17 protein-coding genes and 1 pseudogene are annotated in these 19,956 nt (G+C 73.5%); 15 read left to right on the forward strand and 3 right to left on the reverse strand.

The window, feature by feature from the left end; genetic code table 11:
* Positions 1–30: 30 nt before the first annotated feature.
* The 8 genes from ACFY9E_RS02620 to ACFY9E_RS02655 all read left to right on the forward strand — a co-directional run bounded on the left by ACFY9E_RS02620 (position 31) and on the right by ACFY9E_RS02655 (position 6,679).
* Entirely contained in the window at positions 31–786 is a 756-nt protein-coding gene (locus ACFY9E_RS02620; protein WP_390978628.1) for a 3-oxoacid CoA-transferase subunit A, read from the forward strand.
* Positions 786–1,430 (forward strand): 3-oxoacid CoA-transferase subunit B, encoded by a 645-nt coding sequence (locus ACFY9E_RS02625; RefSeq protein WP_390978630.1) that lies wholly within the window; start codon positions 786–788, stop codon positions 1,428–1,430. The genes ACFY9E_RS02620 and ACFY9E_RS02625 overlap by 1 nt, the downstream gene beginning before the upstream one ends.
* Complete coding sequence (locus tag ACFY9E_RS02630) at positions 1,427–2,629, forward strand: acetyl-CoA C-acyltransferase (protein WP_390978632.1); 1,203 nt, start codon at positions 1,427–1,429, stop codon at positions 2,627–2,629. Before ACFY9E_RS02625 ends, ACFY9E_RS02630 begins: the two co-directional genes overlap by 4 nt.
* Before the next feature lie 92 nt (positions 2,630–2,721).
* On the forward strand, positions 2,722–3,495 hold the full coding sequence (gene pcaH, locus ACFY9E_RS02635; protein ID WP_390978634.1) for a protocatechuate 3,4-dioxygenase subunit beta: 774 nt from the start codon (positions 2,722–2,724) through the stop codon (positions 3,493–3,495).
* A gap of 6 nt (positions 3,496–3,501) precedes the next feature.
* A complete protein-coding gene (pcaG, locus tag ACFY9E_RS02640) occupies positions 3,502–4,107 on the forward strand; it encodes a protocatechuate 3,4-dioxygenase subunit alpha (RefSeq protein WP_390978636.1) in 606 nt (201 codons plus the stop codon).
* Positions 4,104–5,408: a 3-carboxy-cis,cis-muconate cycloisomerase gene (gene pcaB / locus ACFY9E_RS02645; protein WP_390978638.1), complete on the forward strand. Its 1,305-nt coding sequence runs from the start codon at positions 4,104–4,106 to the stop codon at positions 5,406–5,408. The genes pcaG and pcaB overlap by 4 nt, the downstream gene beginning before the upstream one ends.
* Positions 5,405–6,520, forward strand: a complete 1,116-nt coding sequence (gene pcaD / locus ACFY9E_RS02650) for a 3-oxoadipate enol-lactonase (RefSeq protein ID WP_390978640.1) — start codon at positions 5,405–5,407, stop codon at positions 6,518–6,520. The genes pcaB and pcaD overlap by 4 nt, the downstream gene beginning before the upstream one ends.
* Before the next feature lie 9 nt (positions 6,521–6,529).
* Positions 6,530–6,679: a hypothetical protein gene (locus tag ACFY9E_RS02655; RefSeq protein WP_390978642.1), complete on the forward strand. Its 150-nt coding sequence runs from the start codon at positions 6,530–6,532 to the stop codon at positions 6,677–6,679.
* A 1-nt stretch (position 6,680) separates the two neighbouring features.
* On the opposite strand, the gene ACFY9E_RS02660 is transcribed toward ACFY9E_RS02655, so the two are convergent.
* Positions 6,681–9,365, reverse strand: coding sequence for an AAA family ATPase (locus tag ACFY9E_RS02660; protein WP_390978644.1), 2,685 nt, complete (start codon positions 9,363–9,365; stop codon positions 6,681–6,683).
* A 180-nt stretch (positions 9,366–9,545) separates the two neighbouring features.
* Between ACFY9E_RS02660 and ACFY9E_RS02665 the strand changes: the two genes are divergently transcribed.
* The 4 genes and pseudogenes from ACFY9E_RS02665 to ACFY9E_RS02680 all read left to right on the forward strand — a co-directional run bounded on the left by ACFY9E_RS02665 (position 9,546) and on the right by ACFY9E_RS02680 (position 13,740).
* Positions 9,546–10,850, forward strand: a complete 1,305-nt coding sequence (locus ACFY9E_RS02665) for an MFS transporter (protein ID WP_390978646.1) — start codon at positions 9,546–9,548, stop codon at positions 10,848–10,850.
* 32 nt (positions 10,851–10,882) lie between these two features.
* Positions 10,883–12,037 (forward strand): anhydro-N-acetylmuramic acid kinase, encoded by a 1,155-nt coding sequence (locus tag ACFY9E_RS02670; RefSeq protein WP_390978648.1) that lies wholly within the window; start codon positions 10,883–10,885, stop codon positions 12,035–12,037.
* A 53-nt stretch (positions 12,038–12,090) separates the two neighbouring features.
* A pseudogene (locus tag ACFY9E_RS02675) lies at positions 12,091–12,171 on the forward strand (DUF2510 domain-containing protein); the annotation flags it as partial.
* A 351-nt stretch (positions 12,172–12,522) separates the two neighbouring features.
* Positions 12,523–13,740 carry a hypothetical protein gene (locus tag ACFY9E_RS02680; RefSeq protein WP_390980262.1) on the forward strand — a complete coding sequence of 406 codons (1,218 nt, stop codon included), beginning with the start codon at positions 12,523–12,525 and terminating at the stop codon, positions 13,738–13,740.
* Positions 13,741–13,901: 161 nt separating this feature from the next.
* Here the strand turns inward: ACFY9E_RS02680 and ACFY9E_RS02685 are convergent, their stop codons facing one another.
* Positions 13,902–14,510, reverse strand: coding sequence for a TetR/AcrR family transcriptional regulator C-terminal ligand-binding domain-containing protein (locus ACFY9E_RS02685; protein ID WP_390978650.1), 609 nt, complete (start codon positions 14,508–14,510; stop codon positions 13,902–13,904).
* 167 nt (positions 14,511–14,677) lie between these two features.
* Here ACFY9E_RS02685 and ACFY9E_RS02690 point away from each other — a divergent pair, with 167 nt between their 5' ends.
* Together ACFY9E_RS02690 and ACFY9E_RS02695 are read left to right on the forward strand one after the other, a co-directional pair.
* Positions 14,678–15,517, forward strand: a complete 840-nt coding sequence (locus ACFY9E_RS02690; protein ID WP_390978652.1) for a phosphatase PAP2 family protein — start codon at positions 14,678–14,680, stop codon at positions 15,515–15,517.
* Entirely contained in the window at positions 15,514–16,461 is a 948-nt protein-coding gene (locus ACFY9E_RS02695; RefSeq protein ID WP_390978654.1) for a hypothetical protein, read from the forward strand. The genes ACFY9E_RS02690 and ACFY9E_RS02695 overlap by 4 nt, the downstream gene beginning before the upstream one ends.
* Here ACFY9E_RS02695 and ACFY9E_RS02700 read toward each other — a convergent pair.
* Positions 16,451–18,502, reverse strand: a complete 2,052-nt coding sequence (locus ACFY9E_RS02700) for a phosphocholine-specific phospholipase C (RefSeq protein WP_390978656.1) — start codon at positions 18,500–18,502, stop codon at positions 16,451–16,453. The genes ACFY9E_RS02695 and ACFY9E_RS02700 overlap by 11 nt on opposite strands.
* Before the next feature lie 169 nt (positions 18,503–18,671).
* On the opposite strand from ACFY9E_RS02700, the gene ACFY9E_RS02705 reads away from it, so the two are divergent.
* On the forward strand, positions 18,672–19,955 hold the full coding sequence (locus tag ACFY9E_RS02705) for an MFS transporter (RefSeq protein WP_390978658.1): 1,284 nt from the start codon (positions 18,672–18,674) through the stop codon (positions 19,953–19,955).
* Position 19,956: the final 1 nt, after the last annotated feature.

Consider the following 19,956-nt stretch of genomic DNA (forward strand, 5'->3'; position numbering starts at 1 on the left):
GGGTCGCTCGGAAGAGATGGGGCTTCTCGGATGGACAAGGTGGTCGCCACAGCCCTGGAGGCGGTGGCCGACGTGCCGGACGGCGCGTCGCTCGCGGTGGGCGGTTTCGGGCTGAGCGGTGTGCCGAACACGCTGATCGAGGCGCTGTACGAGCGCGGCGTGACCGGGCTGTCGGTGGTCTCCAACAACTGCGGGGCGATGGAGTCGGGCCTGGCGGTGCTGCTGGCCGCCGGCCGGATCGCCCGGGTCACGGGCTCCTACATCGGCGCCAACAAGGAGTTCGCCCGGCAGTACCTGGCCGGGGAGCTGGAGGTCGAGCTGATCCCGCAGGGCACACTGGCCGAGCGGCTGCGGGCCGGCGGCTCCGGGATCCCCGCCTTCTACACCCCGGCCGGCGTGGGCACGCAGGTCGCCGACGGCGGACTGCCCTGGCGCTACGACGGTGAGGGCGGGGTCGCGCTGGCCTCGCCGCCGAAGGAGGTCCGGGAGTTCGACGGCACCGAGTACGTGCTGGAGCGGGGCATCCGCACCGACTTCGCCCTGGTCCGGGCCTGGAAGGGCGACCGGCACGGCAACCTGGTCTTCAACAAGTCCTCCCGCAACTTCAACCCGCTGGCCGCGATGGCCGGGCGGGTCACGATCGCCGAGGTGGAGGAGCTGGTGGAGCCCGGCGGGATCGACCCGGACGCGGTGCACCTGCCGGGCATCTTCGTGCAGCGGGTGCTCGCGCTCACCCCGGAGCAGGCGGCGGACAAGAAGATCGAGCAGCGGACGGTGAGGTCCTGATGGCCTGGACACGCCAGGAGATGGCCGCGCGGGCGGCGCGGGAGCTGAGGGACGGCCAGTACGTCAATCTCGGCATCGGCCTGCCCACCCTCATCCCGAACCATCTCCCCGAGGGCGTCGAGGTCGTCCTCGAATCGGAGAACGGCATCCTGGGCACCGGCCCCTACCCCACCGAGGACGCCGTGGACCCGGACCTGATCAACGCCGGGAAGGAGACGGTGACGGTCCTGCCGGGCGCCTCCTTCTTCGACTCCGCGCTGTCCTTCTCGATGATCCGGGGCGGGCACATCGACGTCGCCGTGCTCGGCGCCATGCAGGTGTCCGAGCGGGGCGACCTGGCCAACTGGGCCGTGCCGGGCAAGCTGGTCACCGGCATCGGCGGGGCGATGGACCTGGTGCACGGCGCCCGTACGGTCGTGGTCGTCATGACGCACACCGCCAAGGACGGCTCGCCGAAGATCCTCACCGAGTGCGCCCTGCCGCTGACCGGCAAGGGGTGCGTGAACCGGATCATCACCGACCTCGGCGTCCTCGACGTCACCGAGGACGGTCTCCTCCTGGTCGAGACCGCGCCGGGTGTGACCGCCGACGAGATCGTCGCCCGGACCGGCGCCGGTCTGACCGTTCCGGAGGGCCTGAAGTGAAGGACGTCTACATCGTCGACGCGGTCCGCACGCCGATCGGCCGCTACAACGGGGGCCTCGCGAGCGTGCGCCCGGACGACCTGGCCGCGCATGCCGTCCGCGAACTCCTCGGCCGCACCCCCGAGTTGGATCCGGCGCGGATCGAGGACGTGTACTTCGGCAACGCCAACGGGGCCGGCGAGGAGAACCGCAACGTCGGCCGGATGGCCGCACTGCTCGCCGGTCTGCCCACGTCCGTCCCGGGGGTGACGGTCAACCGGCTGTGCGCGTCCGGGCTGGAGGCGGTGATCCAGGCGGCACGCGCCGTCGCGCTCGGCGACGCGTCCGTCGTGCTGGCCGGTGGTGTCGAGTCCATGACCCGGGCGCCGTACGTCCTGCCGAAGAGCGACAAGCCCTTCCCGGCCGGGCACACGGAGCTGTACTCGACGACCCTCGGCTGGCGGATGGTCAACCCGCGCATGGAGCCGCAGTGGACGATCCCGCTGGGCGAGTCGGCCGAACTCATCGCCGACAAGCACAAGATCGGCCGGGAACAGCAGGACGAGTTCGCCCTGCGCAGCCACGAGAAGGCGGCGCGGGCGCGGGCCGAGGGCCTGTTCGACGGTGAGCTGGCGCCCGTGGCGGTTGCGCAGCGCAAGGGCGAGCCGGTGGTTTTCGCCGCCGACGAGTGCGTCCGGCCGGACGCCTCCCTGGCCGCGATGGCCGGGCTGAAGCCGTCGTTCCGCAAGGAGGGCGGCACGGTGACGGCCGGCAACGCCTCGCCGCTCAACGACGGCGCTGCGGCGCTGCTCCTCGTCGACGACGAGGGGTTGAAGGCGACGGGCCGCGAGCCGCTGGCCCGCGTCCGCGCGACGGGTGTCTCCGCGACCGACCCGCACTACTTCGGGCTGGCGCCCGTCGAGGCGGTCAACCGGGCGCTGGCCAAGGCGGGCAGGGGATTCGGCGACCTGTCCGTGCTGGAGCTGAACGAGGCGTTCGCCGCGCAGGTGCTGGGGTGTGTGGCCGAGTGGCCCGAGTTCGATCCCGCGATCCTCAACCCGCAGGGCGGCGCGATCGCCCTCGGTCATCCGCTGGGGGCGTCCGGGGCCCGGCTGGCCGGGACGGTGGCCCATCAGCTGGCCCGGCGGGGCAGCGGCGTCGGGGTCGCCACGCTGTGTATCGGGGTGGGCCAAGGACTCGCCCTCGTCCTGGAACGCTAGGCGATCCGCGCAACCGCAGCCCGCCTGTCGCTGATCGCGCAGTTCCCCGCGCCCTTTGGGGCGCGATCCGAAAGAACCTTTCAGGGGACCCCATGACTCTCACCCAGCACGACATCGATCAGGAGATCGCGGCCGAGCACGCCGCGTACGAGAAGCGGCTCGCCGACGGGGGGCCCGTCGAGCATCAGCCGCGGCGCGACTACGCGCCGTACCGGTCCTCCGTGCTCCGGCACCCCAAGCAGCCGCCGGTCACCATCGACGTCGGCAAGGACCCGGAGCTGGTGGAGCTGTCCTCCCCCGCCTTCGGGGAGCGGGACATCACCGAGATCGACAACGACCTCACCCGGCAGCACGAGGGCGAGCCGATCGGCGAGCGCATCACCGTCTCCGGGCGGCTGCTGGACCGCGACGGCCGCCCGGTGCGCGGCCAGCTCGTGGAGGTCTGGCAGGCCAACTCGGCGGGCCGGTACGCCCATCAGCGCGAGCAGCACGACGCCCCGCTGGACCCGAACTTCACCGGCGTGGGCCGCACCCTCACCGACGACGAGGGCCGCTACCGGTTCACCACCATCCAGCCGGGCCCGTACCCGTGGCGCCAGCACCTCAACGCCTGGCGGCCGGCGCACATCCACTTCTCGCTCTTCGGCACGGCGTTCACCCAGCGGCTCGTGACGCAGATGTACTTCCCGAGCGACCCGCTGTTCCCCTACGACCCGATCATCCAGTCCGTGACGGACGACGCGGCCCGGCAGCGACTGGTCGCCACGTACGACCACAGCCTGTCCGTGCCGGAGTTCTCGATGGGCTACCACTGGGACATCGTGCTGGACGGCCCGCACGCCACCTGGATCGAAGAGGGGCGCTGACCAGCCATGACGAAGATCGACCCCAGTCGGCCGGAGAGCGTGCTGCCCACCCCCTCGCACACCGTCGGCCCGTTCTACGGCCACGCCCTGCCGTTCCGCGGCGGTGAGGACATCGCACCCCTCGGCCACCCCGACACGGTCACCGTGCACGGCTACGTCACCGACGGCGAGGGCGGGCCGCTGCCGGACGCCCTGATCGAGCTGTGGGGTCCCGACCCCGACGGCAACCTGCCGAGGGTGGACGGCTCCATGCGGCGCGACCCGGCCTCGGGCGGCTTCCTCGGGCGCAACGGCGTGGAGTTCACCGGCTGGGGGCGCATCCAGACCGACGCGAACGGCCACTGGTACGCGCGCACCCTGCGGCCCGGCGCACGCGGGCGGAGCGCCCCCTACATCAGCGTGTGCGTCTTCGCGCGCGGGCTGCTCGTGCACCTGTACACGCGGATCTACCTGCCGGGCGACACGGCGGCGCTCGCCGCCGATCCGCTGCTGTCCGGGCTGGAGGACGCCCGCCGCGACACGCTGATCGCCGCGCAGGAGGGGAACGGCACGTACCGTTTCGACATCCGCCTTCAGGGCGAAGGCGAGACGGTCTTCCTGGAGTTCCAGTGACAGTTCCCTCCGGCGACACCGGGCTGCTCGCCCCCGGGTGGGCCGACTCGGCGGCCGCGGCCGCCACCGGCGACCACGCCTATCTGCGGGCGCTGCTCGACGCGGAGGCCGCGCTGACCCGCGCCCAGGCCGCGACGGGGATCGCCCCGGCCGAGGCGGCGACGGCGGTGACGGCGGTGACGGAGGCTGCCCGGGCCGGTGCCTTCGACGTGCGGTCCCTCGCCGAACGGGCCCGCGCCGGCGGCAATCCCGTCATCCCCCTGGTCGCGGATCTGACGAAGGCCGTGGGCGAGGCGTACGGTCCCTACGTCCACCGGGGCGCGACCAGCCAGGACATCATGGACACGGCGACGATGCTGGTCGCCGCGCGGACCCTCGGCCCGGTCCTCGCCGACCTCGGCCGTACCGAGCAGGCGCTGTCCCGGCTGGCCGCCGAGCACCGCGACACCGCGATGCCGGGACGGACCCTCACCCAGCACGCCGTGCCGACCACGTTCGGACTGAAGGCCGCCGGGTGGCGGTCGCTGGCACTGGACGCCCGGGACCGGGTGCGGGCCGTCCGGGAGTCGCTGCCCGCCCAACTCGGCGGCGCGGCGGGCACGCTGGCGGCCTTCGGGGCGTACGGCGCGAGCGATCCGGCCGGGCTGCCGGAGGCGTACGCCCGCGAGCTCGGCCTCCGTGCGCCCGATCTGCCCTGGCACACCCTGCGGACGCCGATCGGCGATCTCGCCGGGTGCCTGGCCTTCACGGCGGGTGCGCTCGGCAAGCTCGCCGTGGACGTCCTCACCCTGTCGCGCACCGAGATCGCCGAGGTCGTGGAGGGCAGTGGCGGCGGTTCGTCCGCCATGCCGCACAAGTCCAACCCCGTACGGTCCACCCTGATCGCCTCCGCCGCGCGGCGGGCGCCCCAGCTCGCGGCCACCCTCTACGGCGCGATGGCCGCGGAGGACGAGCGTCCGGCCGGGGCCTGGCACGCCGAGTGGGAGCCGTTGCGGGAGCTGCTGCGGCTGGTCGGCGGAGCCGCCCGGGACGCCGCCGAACTGACGGAGGGGCTGCGGGTGAGGCCCGAGGCCATGCGCGAACACCTGGACCTCACCCATGGGTTGATCGTTTCCGAGCGGCTGTCGGCCGAACTGGCGCCGGTGCTGGGCCGCGCCCGCGCCAAGGAGCTCCTCACCCGGCTGGCCGCCGAGGGACAACCACTGGCCGCAGCACCGGAGTTGGCGGACTCCGACCTCGACCCCACCCACTACACGGGTTCCGCCGGGAACCTCACCGACCGTGCTCTGGAGCGACGTTGACACTCCTGAACCACCACACCGAAGGTCCCGTCACCGCTCCCCCGCTGCTGCTCGGCCCCTCGCTCGGCACTTCGTACGCCCTGTGGGACGAGGTCGCGCCCGAGCTGTCGATCACCCACCGGGTCGTGCGCTGGGATCTGCCGGGGCACGGCGGTTCGGCGGCCGGTCTCATCAGGGCGGGCGCGACGGTCGGTGACCTCGCCGGGCTGGTGCTGGCGCTCGCCGACTCGCTCGGCATCGAACGGTTCGCGTACGCGGGTGTGTCGCTGGGCGGGGCCGTGGGCCTGCATCTCGCGGTGCACCACCCGGAGCGGCTGTCGTCCCTGGCCGTGATCTGCTCGTCGGCGCACTTCAACGGTGCCGGGCCGTGGGAGGAGCGGGCCGCGCTGGTGCGACGGGAGGGCCTGGCCGGGCTGGCGGACAACGCCGACGCGCGCTGGTTCACCGGCGGCTTCACCGTGCCCCGCCTGGTCCGGGACCACCGGGACGCCGACCCGGAGGCCTACGCCGCCTGCTGTGACGCGCTCGCCGCGTTCGACCTGCGCGACCGGCTGCACGGCATCACCGTGCCGACCCTGCTGGTCGCCGGCCGCGAGGATCCGGCGACACCCCCCGCGCATCTGCGGGAGATCGCCGACGCGGTGCCGCGCGCGACACTCGTGGAACTGCCCGGCGCCTCGCACCTGGCGCCCGCACAGTGCCCGCAGGCGGTGCTGACCGCGCTGCGCGCCCACTTCGGCCAGGAGGCCCCACGGGGCATGGCCGTACGGCGCGAGGTGCTCGGCGACGCGCACGTCGACCGGGCGCAGACCCGGCAGACCCCCTTCACCGCCCGCTTCCAGGACTTCATCTCGCGCTACGCCTGGGGCGAGATCTGGACCGACCCGACCTTGTCGCGCCGCGAACGCAGCATGATCACCCTCACCGCGCTGGTCGCACACGGCCACTACGACGAGCTGGCCATGCACGTCCGCGCGGCGCGCCGCAACGGGCTCAGCCCGGAGGAGATCGGCGCGGTGCTGCTCCAGACGGCGGTGTACTGCGGGGTACCGGCGGCGAACTCGGCGTTCGCGACGGCCCAACGGGTGCTGGCGGAAGAGGAGGGCACCTAGGGCCGAAGGGTGGCTGCGCCGATCGCGCCCGCCACCCGGGTCCTGGGCACGGGCCGCTCCTTCGACGGAACCCGGCCCGCACGAGCGGGCGAGGCGGTCTACGCCCCCGGAGTGCGGGGGCGCCTGACGGCGGTGACCGACCAGTTGCCGCGCGGGTGAACTACGCCGGGCCGACACCGCCCCTGAGCGCTGCCCGGGCCCGCTCCGCCAGTCCGTCGGCCCCGCACGAGACCGCCAGGTCCAGGCCGCGGCGCAGGTCGGCCGCCGAGCGGGCGGCGATGCCGTACTCGATGCGTGCCGCCGCGTGCTCGTACTGGCAGGGCGAGGCCTCCAGGTACGTGACGGCCTGGGCGTAGAGCCGGACCGCCCGCTGGCCGGTCTCCAGGTCGGCGGCGCAGCGCAGGGCTTCTCCTATGGCCGTGTCCGTGCCGAAGCGCTCGGCCTGGCGGCGGACGTCGACGGCGAGCCGGGCGGCCCGGTCCGGGTCCTCGGTGCTGAGGGCGCGGGCGAGGTCGGTCGCCCAGGGGACGAGCACCGGATTGTGGTGGCCGCGGGCTGCCGCCGCCTTCTCGGCGGCCTCCAGTTCGTTGATGCCGTCCTTGGTGCGTCCCACGGCCAGCAGCAGCCGGCCGCGCACGGAGCGCGGGTCGGGCAGGACGATGGTGGACGGGTAGGGCGGGGCGAAACCGTGGCGTTCGGCGACGTCCCAGGCCTGCTCGACATGGCCGCGGGCCAGCAGGGTGTCGACGAGGCTGCAGGTCGCGGACCAGTACAGGGGCAGGCCGCGGCCGACGCGCTCGGCGAGGCGCAGCGACTCGCGCAGGGACGCCTCCGCCTCCTTCAGCCGGCCCCGCCTGCGGTGGCCGATCCCCACGTAGGCGTGGGCCAGGGCGAGGTGGCCGCCGCTCCAGCCGGCCGTCTCGTAGGCGCGCAGCGCTTCGTTGTAGAGGGTTTCGGCGCGGTCGAGGCGGTCGGTGAAGCCGTACGCGTTGGCCAGCATCAGCAGCAGTTCGATGCCCCACTCGGTGTCGGTCCAGCCGAGTCCGGGGGCCAGCCGGCCGTTCACCAGGGCGCGGTCGCACAACTCGGCGACCTCCTCGGCGTTCTCGCCGTGCATCAGGGCGTCGAAGCCGCGCAGGATGAGCAGGGCTCGTTCGGAGTTGTCCCGGCCGGTGCAGGTGCTCGCGAGGTCGGCGAGCCGCTCGGAGCGGCCGGGCGAGGTGGCCTCGCCGGCGTGCAGGCCCTCCCACATGAAGTGCGCGGCCTGCAGTCGCATCCGGGCCGGACCGGGCTGGAGCCGGGCGGTCTCCGCCTCGACGGTGCGGACGGCCTCTTCCAACTGGTCGTTGTGGAGCAGCGCCTGGGAGAGCCGGAAGACGGCGTCCACCCGCTGGTCGCCGTCGAGCCCCGGCATGGCGAGCGCGGCCCGCAGATGGCCGATGGTGCGGGCGGGCGCGGTGAGGAAGGTCGCCCCGGCCAGTTCGTAGAGCACGTGCGGGTGGGACTCGGGCCGGGGCGGCTCCTTCAGGGCCCGTTCCAGGCAGCGGCGGGCGGCGTCGGGGGCGCCGACGGCGAGGTGCTCGCGGGCGGCCTCGCGCAGTTGCCCGACGAGTTCCTCGTCGTCGTCCGGGTGGACTTCGAGGAGGTGGCGGGCGGCGGCCGCGGCGCCGTGCCCCTCGTCGGTGACGATGCGGGCGGCGATGCCGTGCATGGCGGTGCGCAGGGCGTCGGGGATGGAGTTGTAGACGTCGGTGGCGATCAGCGGGTGGACGAACTCCAGGTCGCCGTCGGCGCTGCGGCCGGTCGCGGGATCGGGTTCGGTGAGGATGCGGGCGGTGCGCAGCAGTTCGGCGCAGCGGCGGGCGTCGTCCGGGCGCAGGGTGGCGAGCTTGGCGACCAGGTCGACGGAGATGTTGGTGCCGAGGATGGCGGCGGCCCAGGCGAACCTGGTGGCGTCGATGCCGAGTTCCTCCAGCCGGGCGACGAGGCCGCCGCCGCGGGCCGAGCGGTTCAGTTCCCGCAGTTCGCCGGCCCGGGCCTCGATCGGTTCGAGTTCGCTGTCCCGCACCTTGGCGAGGAGTTCGACGGTCTCGTAGGGGTTTCCGGCGGTGACGGCCCAGACCTCGCGGCAGAACGCGGCGTCGGCGTGCTTGCCCAGGGTGGCGCGGGTGAGCCCGGCCGTGGCGTCCGGGGTCAGGGCGCTCAGGGTGGTGGCGGGGCCGTCCGCGGCGGCGGCGACGGTGTCGAGGTGGCGGGCGCTCGCGCCGGAGACCTCCCCGGGGCGGCGGGTGACGACGACCAGGACGGACATCTCGTCGAGGCGTTCGGCGAGCCCCGCGAGCCAGTGCAGGGTCTCCTGGTCGGCCCAGTGGGCGTCGTCGATCAGCAGCACCAGCGGCCAGTCCCGGCGGGCGAGCCGGCGCACGGCCGCGACCAGGCCGTCGCACACGCCCTGCGGGTCGGCCTGCCGGTCTCCGGGGTCCACTATGCCGAGGGCGGGGCCGGCGATGTCGTACCAGTCGCCGAGGTACTCGCGGGCCTCCTCCGGCAACATCGACACCAGCGCCGGCTGCAGCAACTGCCGTACCACGTTGAAGGGGACCGACCTGAGGGTCTCGCCGCCGCGCGCCGACCAGACCGTGCAGTGGCGGGCCTCCGCGATGCGGCGGGTTTCGGCCAGCAGCGCGGTCTTGCCGAGTCCGGCCTCGCCGCGGAAGACCAGCAGTCCGCCGGACGAGGAGCGGTCCGCGCACAGGGCGTCGACCGCCCGCGTGACGGTGGCGACCTCCTCGTCGCGCTCCCACAGGGAAGCCGAGGCGGCGGCCGTGGGCCGTACCTCCGTCATCCCGCTACCTCCCCAAGTCGCCCGAACGACGTACAGACGTCGAGCGTAGCCGTCCGATTGCCTGAGTGGAGGATGGTCGGGGCACCTCTTGCCGTGACGGGTGACACCGGGTGCGGCAGGGCGACGCACTCGGCCCGTCACCAGCCGCCTTGGGTTCAACGGCGGGCAAAGTCACGGGAGGTGACGTTCATTCAGCGGCAACGGGACACCCGGCGCGGCAGGCGGGCGCTGATCGCGGGGTCGGTGGGCAATCTCATCGAGTGGTACGAGTTCGGCGTCTACGGTTACTTCGCGACGATCATCGCGGCGCGGTTCTTCACGCCGGAGGGCGGCGGCGAGGCCGAGGCTCTGGTGAAGACGTACGCGTCCTTCGCGCTCGCGTTCTTCTTCCGGCCCGTCGGGGCGGCGCTTTTCGGCCGACTGGGCGACCGGGTCGGGCGGCGTCCGGTGCTGGTCCTGGTGATCACACTGATGACGGTCGCGACGGCACTCATCGGCGTACTGCCCACCTACGCGCAGGCGGGTGCCCTGGCGCCCTGGCTGCTCACACTCCTGCGGGTGCTCCAAGGGCTTTCGGCGGGCGGGGAGTTCGGCGGTGCGGTGTCGGTGATGACGGAGTTCGCTCCACCGGGCAGGCGCGGGCTGTACGGATCCTTGCAGTCGCTCACGGTGGCGCTGGGGCTGCTGGCCGGCGCGGGCGCCGCGGCGCTGCTCGCCACCGTGCTGACGGAGCAGCAGCTGGGCGCGTGGGGCTGGCGGTTGCCGTTCCTGCTGACGTTGCCCCTGGGGCTGGGGGCGTTGTGGCTGAGACTGCGGCTGGAGGAGACGCCGGCGTTCGTGGCAGAGCGGTCCGAGGAGACTCCCCCCGCGCGGGAGGTGGTCCGGGCCATCGCGCTGGGTGCGGGACGGATCATGGGCTGGGCCGCGGCCGGTTACACCTTCCTCGTGGTGCTGCCGTCCTATCTGCAGAGCTCGCTGGGCGCGACGTTCCAGCAGGCGCTGGTGGCGACCGTACTGGCCAATCTGGGGTTCGCCGCGACGATCGTGCCGGCGGGGCTGCTCAGCGACCGGCTCGGGCGGCGGGCGGTGATGCTGACGGGGGCCGTGCTGGTGGTGGTTCTCGCGGTGCCCTTGCTCAACCTTCTGCAGACGCCCGGCGTTTCGCACACCGTGAAGGGTGTGGCGGTGTGCGGTGCGGGCGCGGTGGTGGGGCTGATGGCGGGACCGGGCCCGGCGATGCTGTCGGAGATGTTCCCGACGCGGGTGCGGTACACGGGGCTGGGACTCGCCTACGCGCTGTCCAATGCGGTGTTCTCGGGCTGTGCCGGGCTCATCATCACGGAGACGATCGAGCGGACGGGCAGCGTGGACGTCCCCGCGTATTACGCGGCGGCAGCGTGCGCGGTGAGCGTGCCGGCGCTGCTCACGCTGCCGCCCGCGCGGCGGGCCGCGGCGCCGGAGACGGTGTCGGAGGGGGCTGGTTGAGCGGATGCGGATGAAGGGATCGGGGTGATCGTGTGCGGGTGATCGGTCTCATGTCCGGCACGTCGTACGACGCGATCGACGCGGCGGCGGCCGATCTGGACCTCGTCGGCGACAGCCTGGTGCTGAAGCCGCTCGGCATGGTGAGCCGGCCGTACGACGACGAACTGCGCGAGGCCCTGGCCGCCGCGCTGCCGCCGGGGACCACCACGCTGGGCGAGGTGTGCCGGCTGGACACGCTGATCGGGCAGGCCTTCGCGGCGGTCGCGGTCCGGGCCGACCGCGAACTGTGCGCGGGGCGGGCCCATCTGGTGGCCTCGCACGGGCAGACCGTCTACCACTGGGTCGCCGGCGCACAGGTCCACGGCACGCTCCAGCTGGGGCAGCCGGCCTGGATCGCCGAGGCGACCGGGCTGCCCGTGGTCGCCGACTTCCGGCCGCGTGACATCGCCGCGGGCGGGCAGGGCGCGCCGCTGGTCAGCCTCGTCGACCTGCTGTGGCTGCGCGGCCGGCCGGGCAGGCCTGTCGCGCTCAACATCGGCGGGATCGCCAACCTCACCGCGCCCGACGGGACGGCCTTCGACACCGGGCCGGGCTGCGCGCTGATCGACGCGGCGGCCCGGGGGTTCAGCGGCGGGGCGCTCGCCCACGACACCGACGGGGTGCTGGCCGCGCGGGGCCGGGTGCACGGGCCGTTGCTGGACCGGCTGCTGGAGGAGCCGTACTACGCGCTGCCCCCGCCGAAGACGACGGGCAAGGAACTGTTCCACCTCGGTCATCTGCGGGACGCGCTGGCGGGGTTCGGGACGCTGGCGGCCGAGGACGTCGTCGCCACGCTGACCATGCTGACGGCCCGGACCGTGGCGGACGCGGTGGGGTCGGTGGCGGCGACGGAGGTCATCGCCTCGGGCGGCGGGACGCGCAACCCGGTGCTGATGGCGATGCTCGCCAAGCTGCTGCGCGGGGTGCCGGTGCGCACGTCGGACGAGCTGGGGCTGCCGTCGGACGCGAAGGAGGCGTACGCCTTCGCCGTGCTGGGGTTTCTGACCCTGCACGGGCTGCCGGGCACGGAACCGGCGAGCACGGGGGCCCGGCGTCCCAGCGTGCTGGGGTCGGTGACACCGGGGCGGGACGGACTGCGGCTCCCGCCACCGGCGGCTCGGCAGCCCACGCGGCTGCTCCTGGAATAGCCGGTTCCGACTCCTCTCATGCCTCTTTCACCGACGCCTCATACGGTGGGGGCATGACGCAGGAGACTCCTCCCGGGTGGTACGCCGACCCCGGACAGACAAGTGACGGGCCCGCCACCGAGCGCTGGTGGGACGGCAAGGCCTGGACGGACCGCATCCGCCCGGCCCGGCCGCCCGCGACCTGGGGTCCCCCGACGGCCCCGGCATCCGCCGGGACCGCACCGACGGATCGGACGCCCCCTGGCGGGGCATCGACGGCACCGGACGACACGGCGCCCTCGGCGGCCCCGGCACCGGCGGAGCATCCGGCTGCCGCCGACGGGCCGGGAGGCGGACCGACCGACGCCGGGAGGCCGACTGGCCCCGAAACGCCGGGAGCCGGTCCGACCGACGCCAGGACACCGGGAGCTGAGCCGACGCGCGCCGCGGGGCAGGGAACAGGGCACCTGACGAGCGCCGGGGGCCCGGCTGCGGGCGGGCAGACGATGGGTGCCGAAGGCCTGGGCGCCGCCGGACAGCCGAGCGGGTCGGGGCAGGCCGGACCCGGGCAGCCCGCAGGCTCCGAAGGCCTGAGTGCCGCCGGGCAGCCGAGCGGAGCCGGGCAGGCCGGACCCGGGCAGTCGGCAGGCGCCTGGGGCCCGGGTGTCGCCGGGCAGCCGAGCCAGCCAGGGCAGACCGGACCCGGGCAGCCCGCAGGCGCCTGGGGCCCGGCTGGCGGCGGGCAGCCGAGCGGCCCCGGGCAGCCGGCAGGCGTCTGGGGCTTTGGAGCCGTCGGGGCTTCGGGGGCGGTCGGGCAGCCCGGGGCCGGTGGGCCGGCGAGCGGTGGCGCGTACCCGGGGGCCGCCGGGTATCCCGCCTATCCCGCCTACCCCGCCGCGCCTCCCGGCGGAAAGGGGCGGCGGCTGCGCATAGGTGCCGCCGTCGCCGCGGCCGTGGTCGTCCTCACCTGCATCGGTGTGGGCGTGTACGCGCTGACGGACAACGGCGGCGGGGGTGGTTCGCCCACCTCGCAGGGACCGGGCGGGCCGGGCGCACCCGGGGGCCAGGGCGGGGGGCCGGGTGGATCCGGAGGTTCCGGCGGGTCCGGGGGCCCCGGTGGTGACGGCGGCTCCGGCGGTGGCGGTGGCTCCGGTGGGCAGAGTCCGCAGCCCGAGCAGTCCGAGCCGCCGAAGATCCGCAGCGGGTCGGTGACCGACGCGCTCAGCGGGATCAGTCTGCCGATACCGAAGGGCTGGTACGGCCAGCAGGCCAACGCCGGCGCGCAGGTGACGTCCGACGCCTCCTACAAGTGCCCCGGCGACACCTCCTCGACCTGTATGAAGGGCGGGGCCTACTCGGCACCGGCCCTGGCCCTCGGCACCAAGGGCGACACCGCCGAGGAGATCGCGAAGGCGGACATCGCGGCGAACGCCGAGGAGTCCTACGGGGGCAAGTCCTACGGCGGGATCACCTCCCACGACGTGCTGGACTCCAAGGCCGTGACCGTGGCCGGGCAGAAGGGCTACTTCGTCCGCTGGAAGGCGGTGACGAGCAAGGGCGCCGACGGCATCGTGGAGTCGCTCGCGTTCCCCTCCCCCGCGAACCCGAAGCAGATGGTCGTCGTGCGGTTCGGCGTCGACGCGGACCAGAAGGAGACCGTGCTCGACGAGATCACCAAGGGCATCAAGGTGTCGAAGGGCGGTGGCAACGGCCAGGACGTCTGACGCCCGGCGCCCCGGACACCGAGCGGCCGGGTGGGGCGCCCCTGCCGCTCAGCCGCTCACAGGGGCACCCCACCCGGCCGGGGGGTGCGCGCCGCCCCCGTCCCCACGGGTCGGCGCGGTCGGTCCACCGTCCGGTCATCCGGCGGACGGCGGCCCGGGTCTCAGGTCAGGTCCAGTGCCGGCAGCACGGCGGCCTCCACGAATCGGACCAGGTAGTCCGGGTCGGCCCACTCGCCCTCCAGGACGGGCCGCACCCGCAGGACGCCGAGCAGCTGTGCCGGGATGTACTCCAGCGCCGGATGATCGGCGGGCACCTCTCCCCGTTCGACCCCGCGCCGGATGATCTCCTTCAGCGCGGCGATCTCCGGCTCGACCAGCGCCTCACGCAACGCGCGCTGCAGCTCCGGGTCCTGGCCGGCGGCGTGGGCGAGCGCCTGGAGCAGCTTGGTGTCCCGGCCCGACAGCTCGCCCGCCGCCCGGGCCGCCTCCCGCAGGTCCTCGGCGAGCGAGCCGGTGTCGATGCAGCGCGTACGCCGGTGGGAGCGCAGGGCCGCCGCCACGAGCTGGGGCTTGGTCTTCCACTGGCGGTAGAGCGTGGACTTGCTGCACCGGGTGCTGGCGGCGACGCCCTCCATCGTGACGGAGTCATAGCCGCATTCACCCAGTTGTTCCAGCACGGCGTCGTAGAACTCCTGCTCACGCTCGGGCGTGATCTTGGAGCGGCGCGTGACACCGACCGGCTCGGGCCGGTCCGCAGCCTGCGACGTCATGGGCGGTGCTCCTGGCTCTCGTCGGGCGGCCGGAAAATTCCCGGCCGGCGGTGTGTCGTACGTCTATCGATACACCAGTGTACCGGTACGCGACCGTATCGGTACACTGGCGTATCGGTACGCTCCCGTACCGATAACAGCACCACCGTCACCGAAGGGGCCGGGGGATGAATGCCCGCACCGAGCCTGCGCCGGCGGGGTCCGACGCGATAGCGCGACCGCCGCTCGTCCGGGAGCTCCTGCTCGTCGCAGGGCTCTTCCTCGTCTACAAGTTCGGCCGGCAGCTGGCCACGGGCCACACCGGCGAGGCCTTCCGCAACGCACACCGCGTGTGGGACTTCGAGCGAGCGGTCCACCTGCCCGACGAGGGGGCGGTGCAATCCCTGCTGTTGCACGGCGACGGCCTGGTGCAGGTCGTGAACACCTACTACGCGAGCGTCCACTTCCCGGCCACCGCCGCCTTCCTGGTCTGGCTCTATCTGCGCCGCCCGGCCCACTACGTCTGGGCCCGCCGGGTCCTGGCCGCGCTCACCGCCGCCGCGCTGGTGCTGCATCTGCTGTTCCCGCTCGCCCCGCCGCGCATGCCGGCCGCGACCGGCCTGGTGGACACGGCGCGTCTGTACGGACCGTCGGTGTACGGCGATCCCGCGAGCGACTCCCTGTCGAACCAGTTCGCCGCGATGCCGTCGCTGCACTTCGGCTGGGCGCTGATGGTGGCGATCGGCCTGATCGTCGCGACCCGCTCGCGGTGGCGTTGGCTGTGGCTGGCCCATCCGGTGCTGACGCTGCTGGTGATCATCGGCACCGCGAACCACTACTGGCTCGACGCGATCGTGGCGGGTGCCCTGCTGGGCCTGGCGCTCGCCGTGATCGCCCCCCGGACTTCGTCCGCGGGGACTGCCGCCCCGCTTCGCCGGCCGCACCGCACGGCGGCCACGGCGGACGGCGCGCGCGTGCCCGCGCCGGCGCAGGCCGAGGAGCGGACGCTCGTGGGAGCCGGCCGGTGAACGCCGTCCTGATCGCCGTCGCCCTGTCCCTCGTCTCCGCCGTCGCCTACGCGGCCGCGGCGGTCGCCCAGGAGCGGCTCGCCTCCCGCTCCCCCGGTGCGGGCTCGCTGCGGCTGCTGGGCAGCGGCGCATGGTGGGGGTCGGTCGGGCTGAACGCGTCGGCCGCGCTGCTGCACGTCGTCGCCCTCCGGTACGGTCCGCTGACCGTGGTCCAGCCGCTCGGCGCGCTCACCCTGGTCGCGGCGGTGCCCATGGGGGCGCGGATGGCGGGACGGCGGGTGAGCGCGGTCGAGTGGAAGGGCACCGCACATACGCTGCTGGGGCTGGGCGCGGTCCTGGTCACGGCGTCCGGTCCGGCGCCGGACGATGTGCTGAGCGTTCCCGAGGCGCTGGCGGTGGCGGGCGCCACCGCGGCGCTCATCGGAGGGCTGTCCCGGCCCGGCGCCCGTCCCGGACTGCGGCACGCGACCGCGTCCGGCCTCGCGTCCGGCGTCGCCTCCGCCCTCACCCAGACCGTGACGGTGGCCGCGACGGACCGGACCGGACCGGTGCTGAGCGTCCAGGTGATCGGGGTGGCGCTGCTCGTGGCGGCCTTCGCGGCCGGGGGGCTGCTGCTGTCGCAGACGGCGTACCGGGGCGGTCTGGGCGGCCCGCTGGCGATGGTCACCCTGGCCAACCCGCTGGCCGCGGCGGTGATCGGCCTGTCGCTGCTGGGCGAACGCCTCCAGGGCGGGCCCGCGGGCGTGCTGCTCGCGCTCGCCGGGGCGGGCCTGGCCACCTGGGGTGTGGTGCTGCTCAGCCGGGCGACGCCGGCGGCCGTTCCGGTGGACGACGACCATCCGGTGGCCGCCGTTCTGGCCCTGGAACCCGGTTCGGCCGCGGCCGAACCGGCGCTGGTGCCCCGGCCGCACGATCCGGGGCACCTCACCGCGGCTACGCGGTGATGATCGCCGGGTCGCTCACCCCCGGCTGCCCGTTCTCGACGTGTCCCGCGAACCGCCGCAGGAACGCCTTGTCGCCCTCGGCGGTGACGGTCAGGTCGTACCAGCGGCGGCTGGCGGCGAGTTCCACCGTCCGGCGCACCTTCGCGCCCGGGCGGACGGTGACGGTCGAGGGCCGGCCGCCGTAGCCGCTGGAGAGCTTCAGACGGGCCGTGCCGGAGCCCTTGTTGGTGAAGGTCAGCTCGATGTCGTCGCCGGTGTGGCGGGCGGTGACCTCGCAGCCGGCCGTCCTGTTCGAGCCCTTGAAGACGCGCACGAAGCCGTTCGGGCCGTGCACGGTCAGATCGTAGGAGCCCGCGGAGTACGCCGAGTTCCAGGTGTCGGAGAGCGTCTTGCCGGCCTCGGTGGTGTACATCCAGGGGCCGTCGGCGCGGTTGCCGGACGTGATGTGGAAGGCGGCGCCGGCCTTCGCGCCGGAGGCGAAGGTGAGGGTGAGCTTCCCGGCGGCCGCGTCGACCGAGGCGTCCACGTGCGGGGCGTACTTGAGCGGCCGGGCGCGGCGCAGACCGCGTTCCTGCCGGGGCATGCGCGGGTCGGCGGGCGGGGTCGGCCGGTAGTCGGGGTGCCGTTCGCGGTCCTGCGGCTCGTAGTCGTCGGTGCCGGGCAGCGGGGCCGGGCGGGGGTCCTTGCGGGAGAAGTCGAACGCGGCCGTCAGGTCACCGCAGACGGCGCGGCGCCAGGGCGAGATGTTGGGCTCGCGCACACCGAAGCGGCGTTCCATGAACCGCAGGATCGAGGTGTGGTCGAGTGTCTCGGAGCAGACGTAGCCGCCCTTGCTCCAGGGCGAGACGACCAGCATCGGCACCCGCGGGCCGAGGCCGTACGGGCCGGCCGTGTTCTTGCCGTCCCCCGGGAAGAGGTCGAGGGAGACGTCGACCGTGGACAGGCCGCGGGAGGCGTCCTTCGGCGGCAGCGGAGGCACCACGTGGTCGAAGAAGCCGTCGTTCTCGTCGTACGTGATGAACAGGGCCGTCTTCGACCAGACCTCCGGGTTGGAGGTGAGGGCGTCCAGGACCTGGGCGATGTACCAGGCGCCGTAGTTCGAGGGCCAGTTGGAGTGCTCGGAGAAGGCCTCGGGGGCGGCGATCCAGGAGATCTGGGGCAGCTTGCCGGCCTTGACGTCGGCGCGCAGCAGGTCGAAGTAGCCGTCTCCGGCTTTGGCGTTCGTGCCGGTGCGGGCCTTGTCGTACCACGGGTCGCCGGGCTGGGCGGTGCGGTACTTGTCGAAGTACAGCAGCGAGTTGTCGCCGTAGTTGCCGCGGTAGGCGTCCTGGATCCACCCCCAGGAGCCCTGGGCGTCGAGGCCGTCGCCGATGTCCTGGTAGATCTTCCAGGAGACGCCGGCCTGCTCCAGGCGCTCGGGGTAGGTCGTCCAGCCGTAGCCGAGCTCGTCGTTGCCGAGGACCGGGCCGCCTCCGGTGCCGTCGTTGCCCGTGCAGCCGGACCACATGTAGTAGCGGTTCGGGTCGGTGGAGCCGATGAACGAGCAGTGGTAGGCGTCGCAGACGGTGAAGGAGTCGGCGAGGGCGTAGTGGAAGGGGATGTCCTCGCGGGTCAGGTACGCCATGGTCGTGGTGCCCTTGGCGGGTACCCACCGGTCGTACGAGCCGCCGTTGTAGGCCTGGTGGCCGTCGGGCCAGGAGTGCGGCAGGCCCTCCAGGAACTGCATGCCGAGGTCGTCGGCGTCCGGGTGGAACGGCAGGATCTCCTTGCCGTCCTTCTCCTGGTGCCAGATCGGCTTGCCGTTGCCGAGGGTGACCGGACGCGGGTCGCCGAAGCCGCGGACTCCTCTCAGGGTGCCGAAGTAGTGGTCGAAGGAACGGTTCTCCTGCATGAGGACGACGATGTGCTCGACGTCCCGGATCGACCCGGTGCGGTGGTTCGCCGGAAGGGCGGCGGCGCGCTGGATGCTGGCCGACAGCGCACTGAACGCCGTGGTGGCACCCGCGAGTTGGAGAAAGCGGCGCCGGTTGACTTCGGACATGAAGGACAGACCTCTCATCCTGAGGTACGGGATGGCCGGAACGTGACGGAATCTGCGCGGAAGGAGTGTTTCAGGGACACCAAACGACAAGGAAGGGGCGCGTGACACTCGTGTGAAAGTCGCCGGTACGCCAGGTGTGCCGGGGCGTTGCCAGGGGAGGGTGAGGGGCGTGACAGAGACGAAGACGGTTTCCCCGCCGACGAAACGGCCCGTTCGCCAGCTCCTCGCCGCCTCCGTGGGCAACGCGGTGGAGTGGTACGACTGGTACGCCTACACGTTTCTGGCCACCTACATCGCCGGCCAGGTCTTCCCCAGGAGCGCGGACAACTCGCTGGTGCCGCTGCTGTCCACGTTCGCGGTGTTCGCGGTCGGCTTCTTCATGCGGCCCGTCGGCGGACTGCTGATGGGCGCGGTCGCGGACCGGCACGGACGGCGGGCCGCGCTGACGGTCACCATCCTGCTCATGGGCGGCAGCAGCCTGCTGGTCGGACTGACCCCGACGTACGCCACGGCCGGCGTGCTCGCGCCGGTGATCCTCGTGCTCGCCCGGCTGCTCCAGGGCCTGTCCGTGGGCGGCGAGTTCGCGGCCTCCACGACCTTCCTCGTCGAGTCGGCGGGCCCCGGCCGGCGCGGTCTCTTCTCCAGCTTCCAGTACGTGTCGACGACGGTGGGGCAACTCGTCGCCTCCGGCATCGCGACGCTGCTGGTGGACACGCTGAACGACGGGCAGATGAACAGCTGGGGCTGGCGGGTCCCGTTCGTGCTCGGTGCCCTGCTGAGCCTGGTCGGCTTCTGGATCCGGCAGGGCGCGCAGGAGACCCGCAGCGCCGAGCAGCGGCAGGCGCCGCGCCCGGGCCTCTTCGAGGCGCTGCGGCGGCACCCGCGCGAGTCGCTCCTCATCGGCGGCATCACGGCGGGCGGCACCATCGCCTACTACACGTGGACGTCGTACCTGCCGACGTACGCCGAACTCAACGCCGGTGTGGAGAAGGCGGACGCCCTGCTCGCCGGCACGATCTCACTGGCCTTCTTCGCCCTGCTGCAACCGCTCGGCGGCCTGCTCTCGGACCGCTTCGGCCGCCGTCCCCTGCTGCTCTTCTTCGGCCTGGGCTTCGCGCTGCTCGCGGTGCCCCTGCTGCACACCCTGCGCGACTCGTTCGCCGTGCTGCTGCTCGTGCAGTGCGCGGGCATGGTGCTGCTGACCGGGTTCACCTCCATCAGCGCGGCCGTGAACGCCGAGATCTTCCCGCCCCGGGTCCGGGCGGCGGGCATCGGCTTCCCCTACTCCCTGACGGTGGCCCTCTTCGGCGGCACGGCCCCGTACGTGGGCACGCTGTTCAAGGAGCAGGGGCACTCGGGGCTGTTCCCCTGGTACGTGGCGGTGATCTGCCTGGTGTCGTCGCTGGTGTATCTGCGGCTGCCGGAGACGGCGCTCACGGAGCTGCGCCGCTGAA

The organism is Streptomyces sp. NPDC012466 (genome assembly GCF_042955215.1).
Lineage (GTDB): Bacteria > Actinomycetota > Actinomycetes > Streptomycetales > Streptomycetaceae > Streptomyces.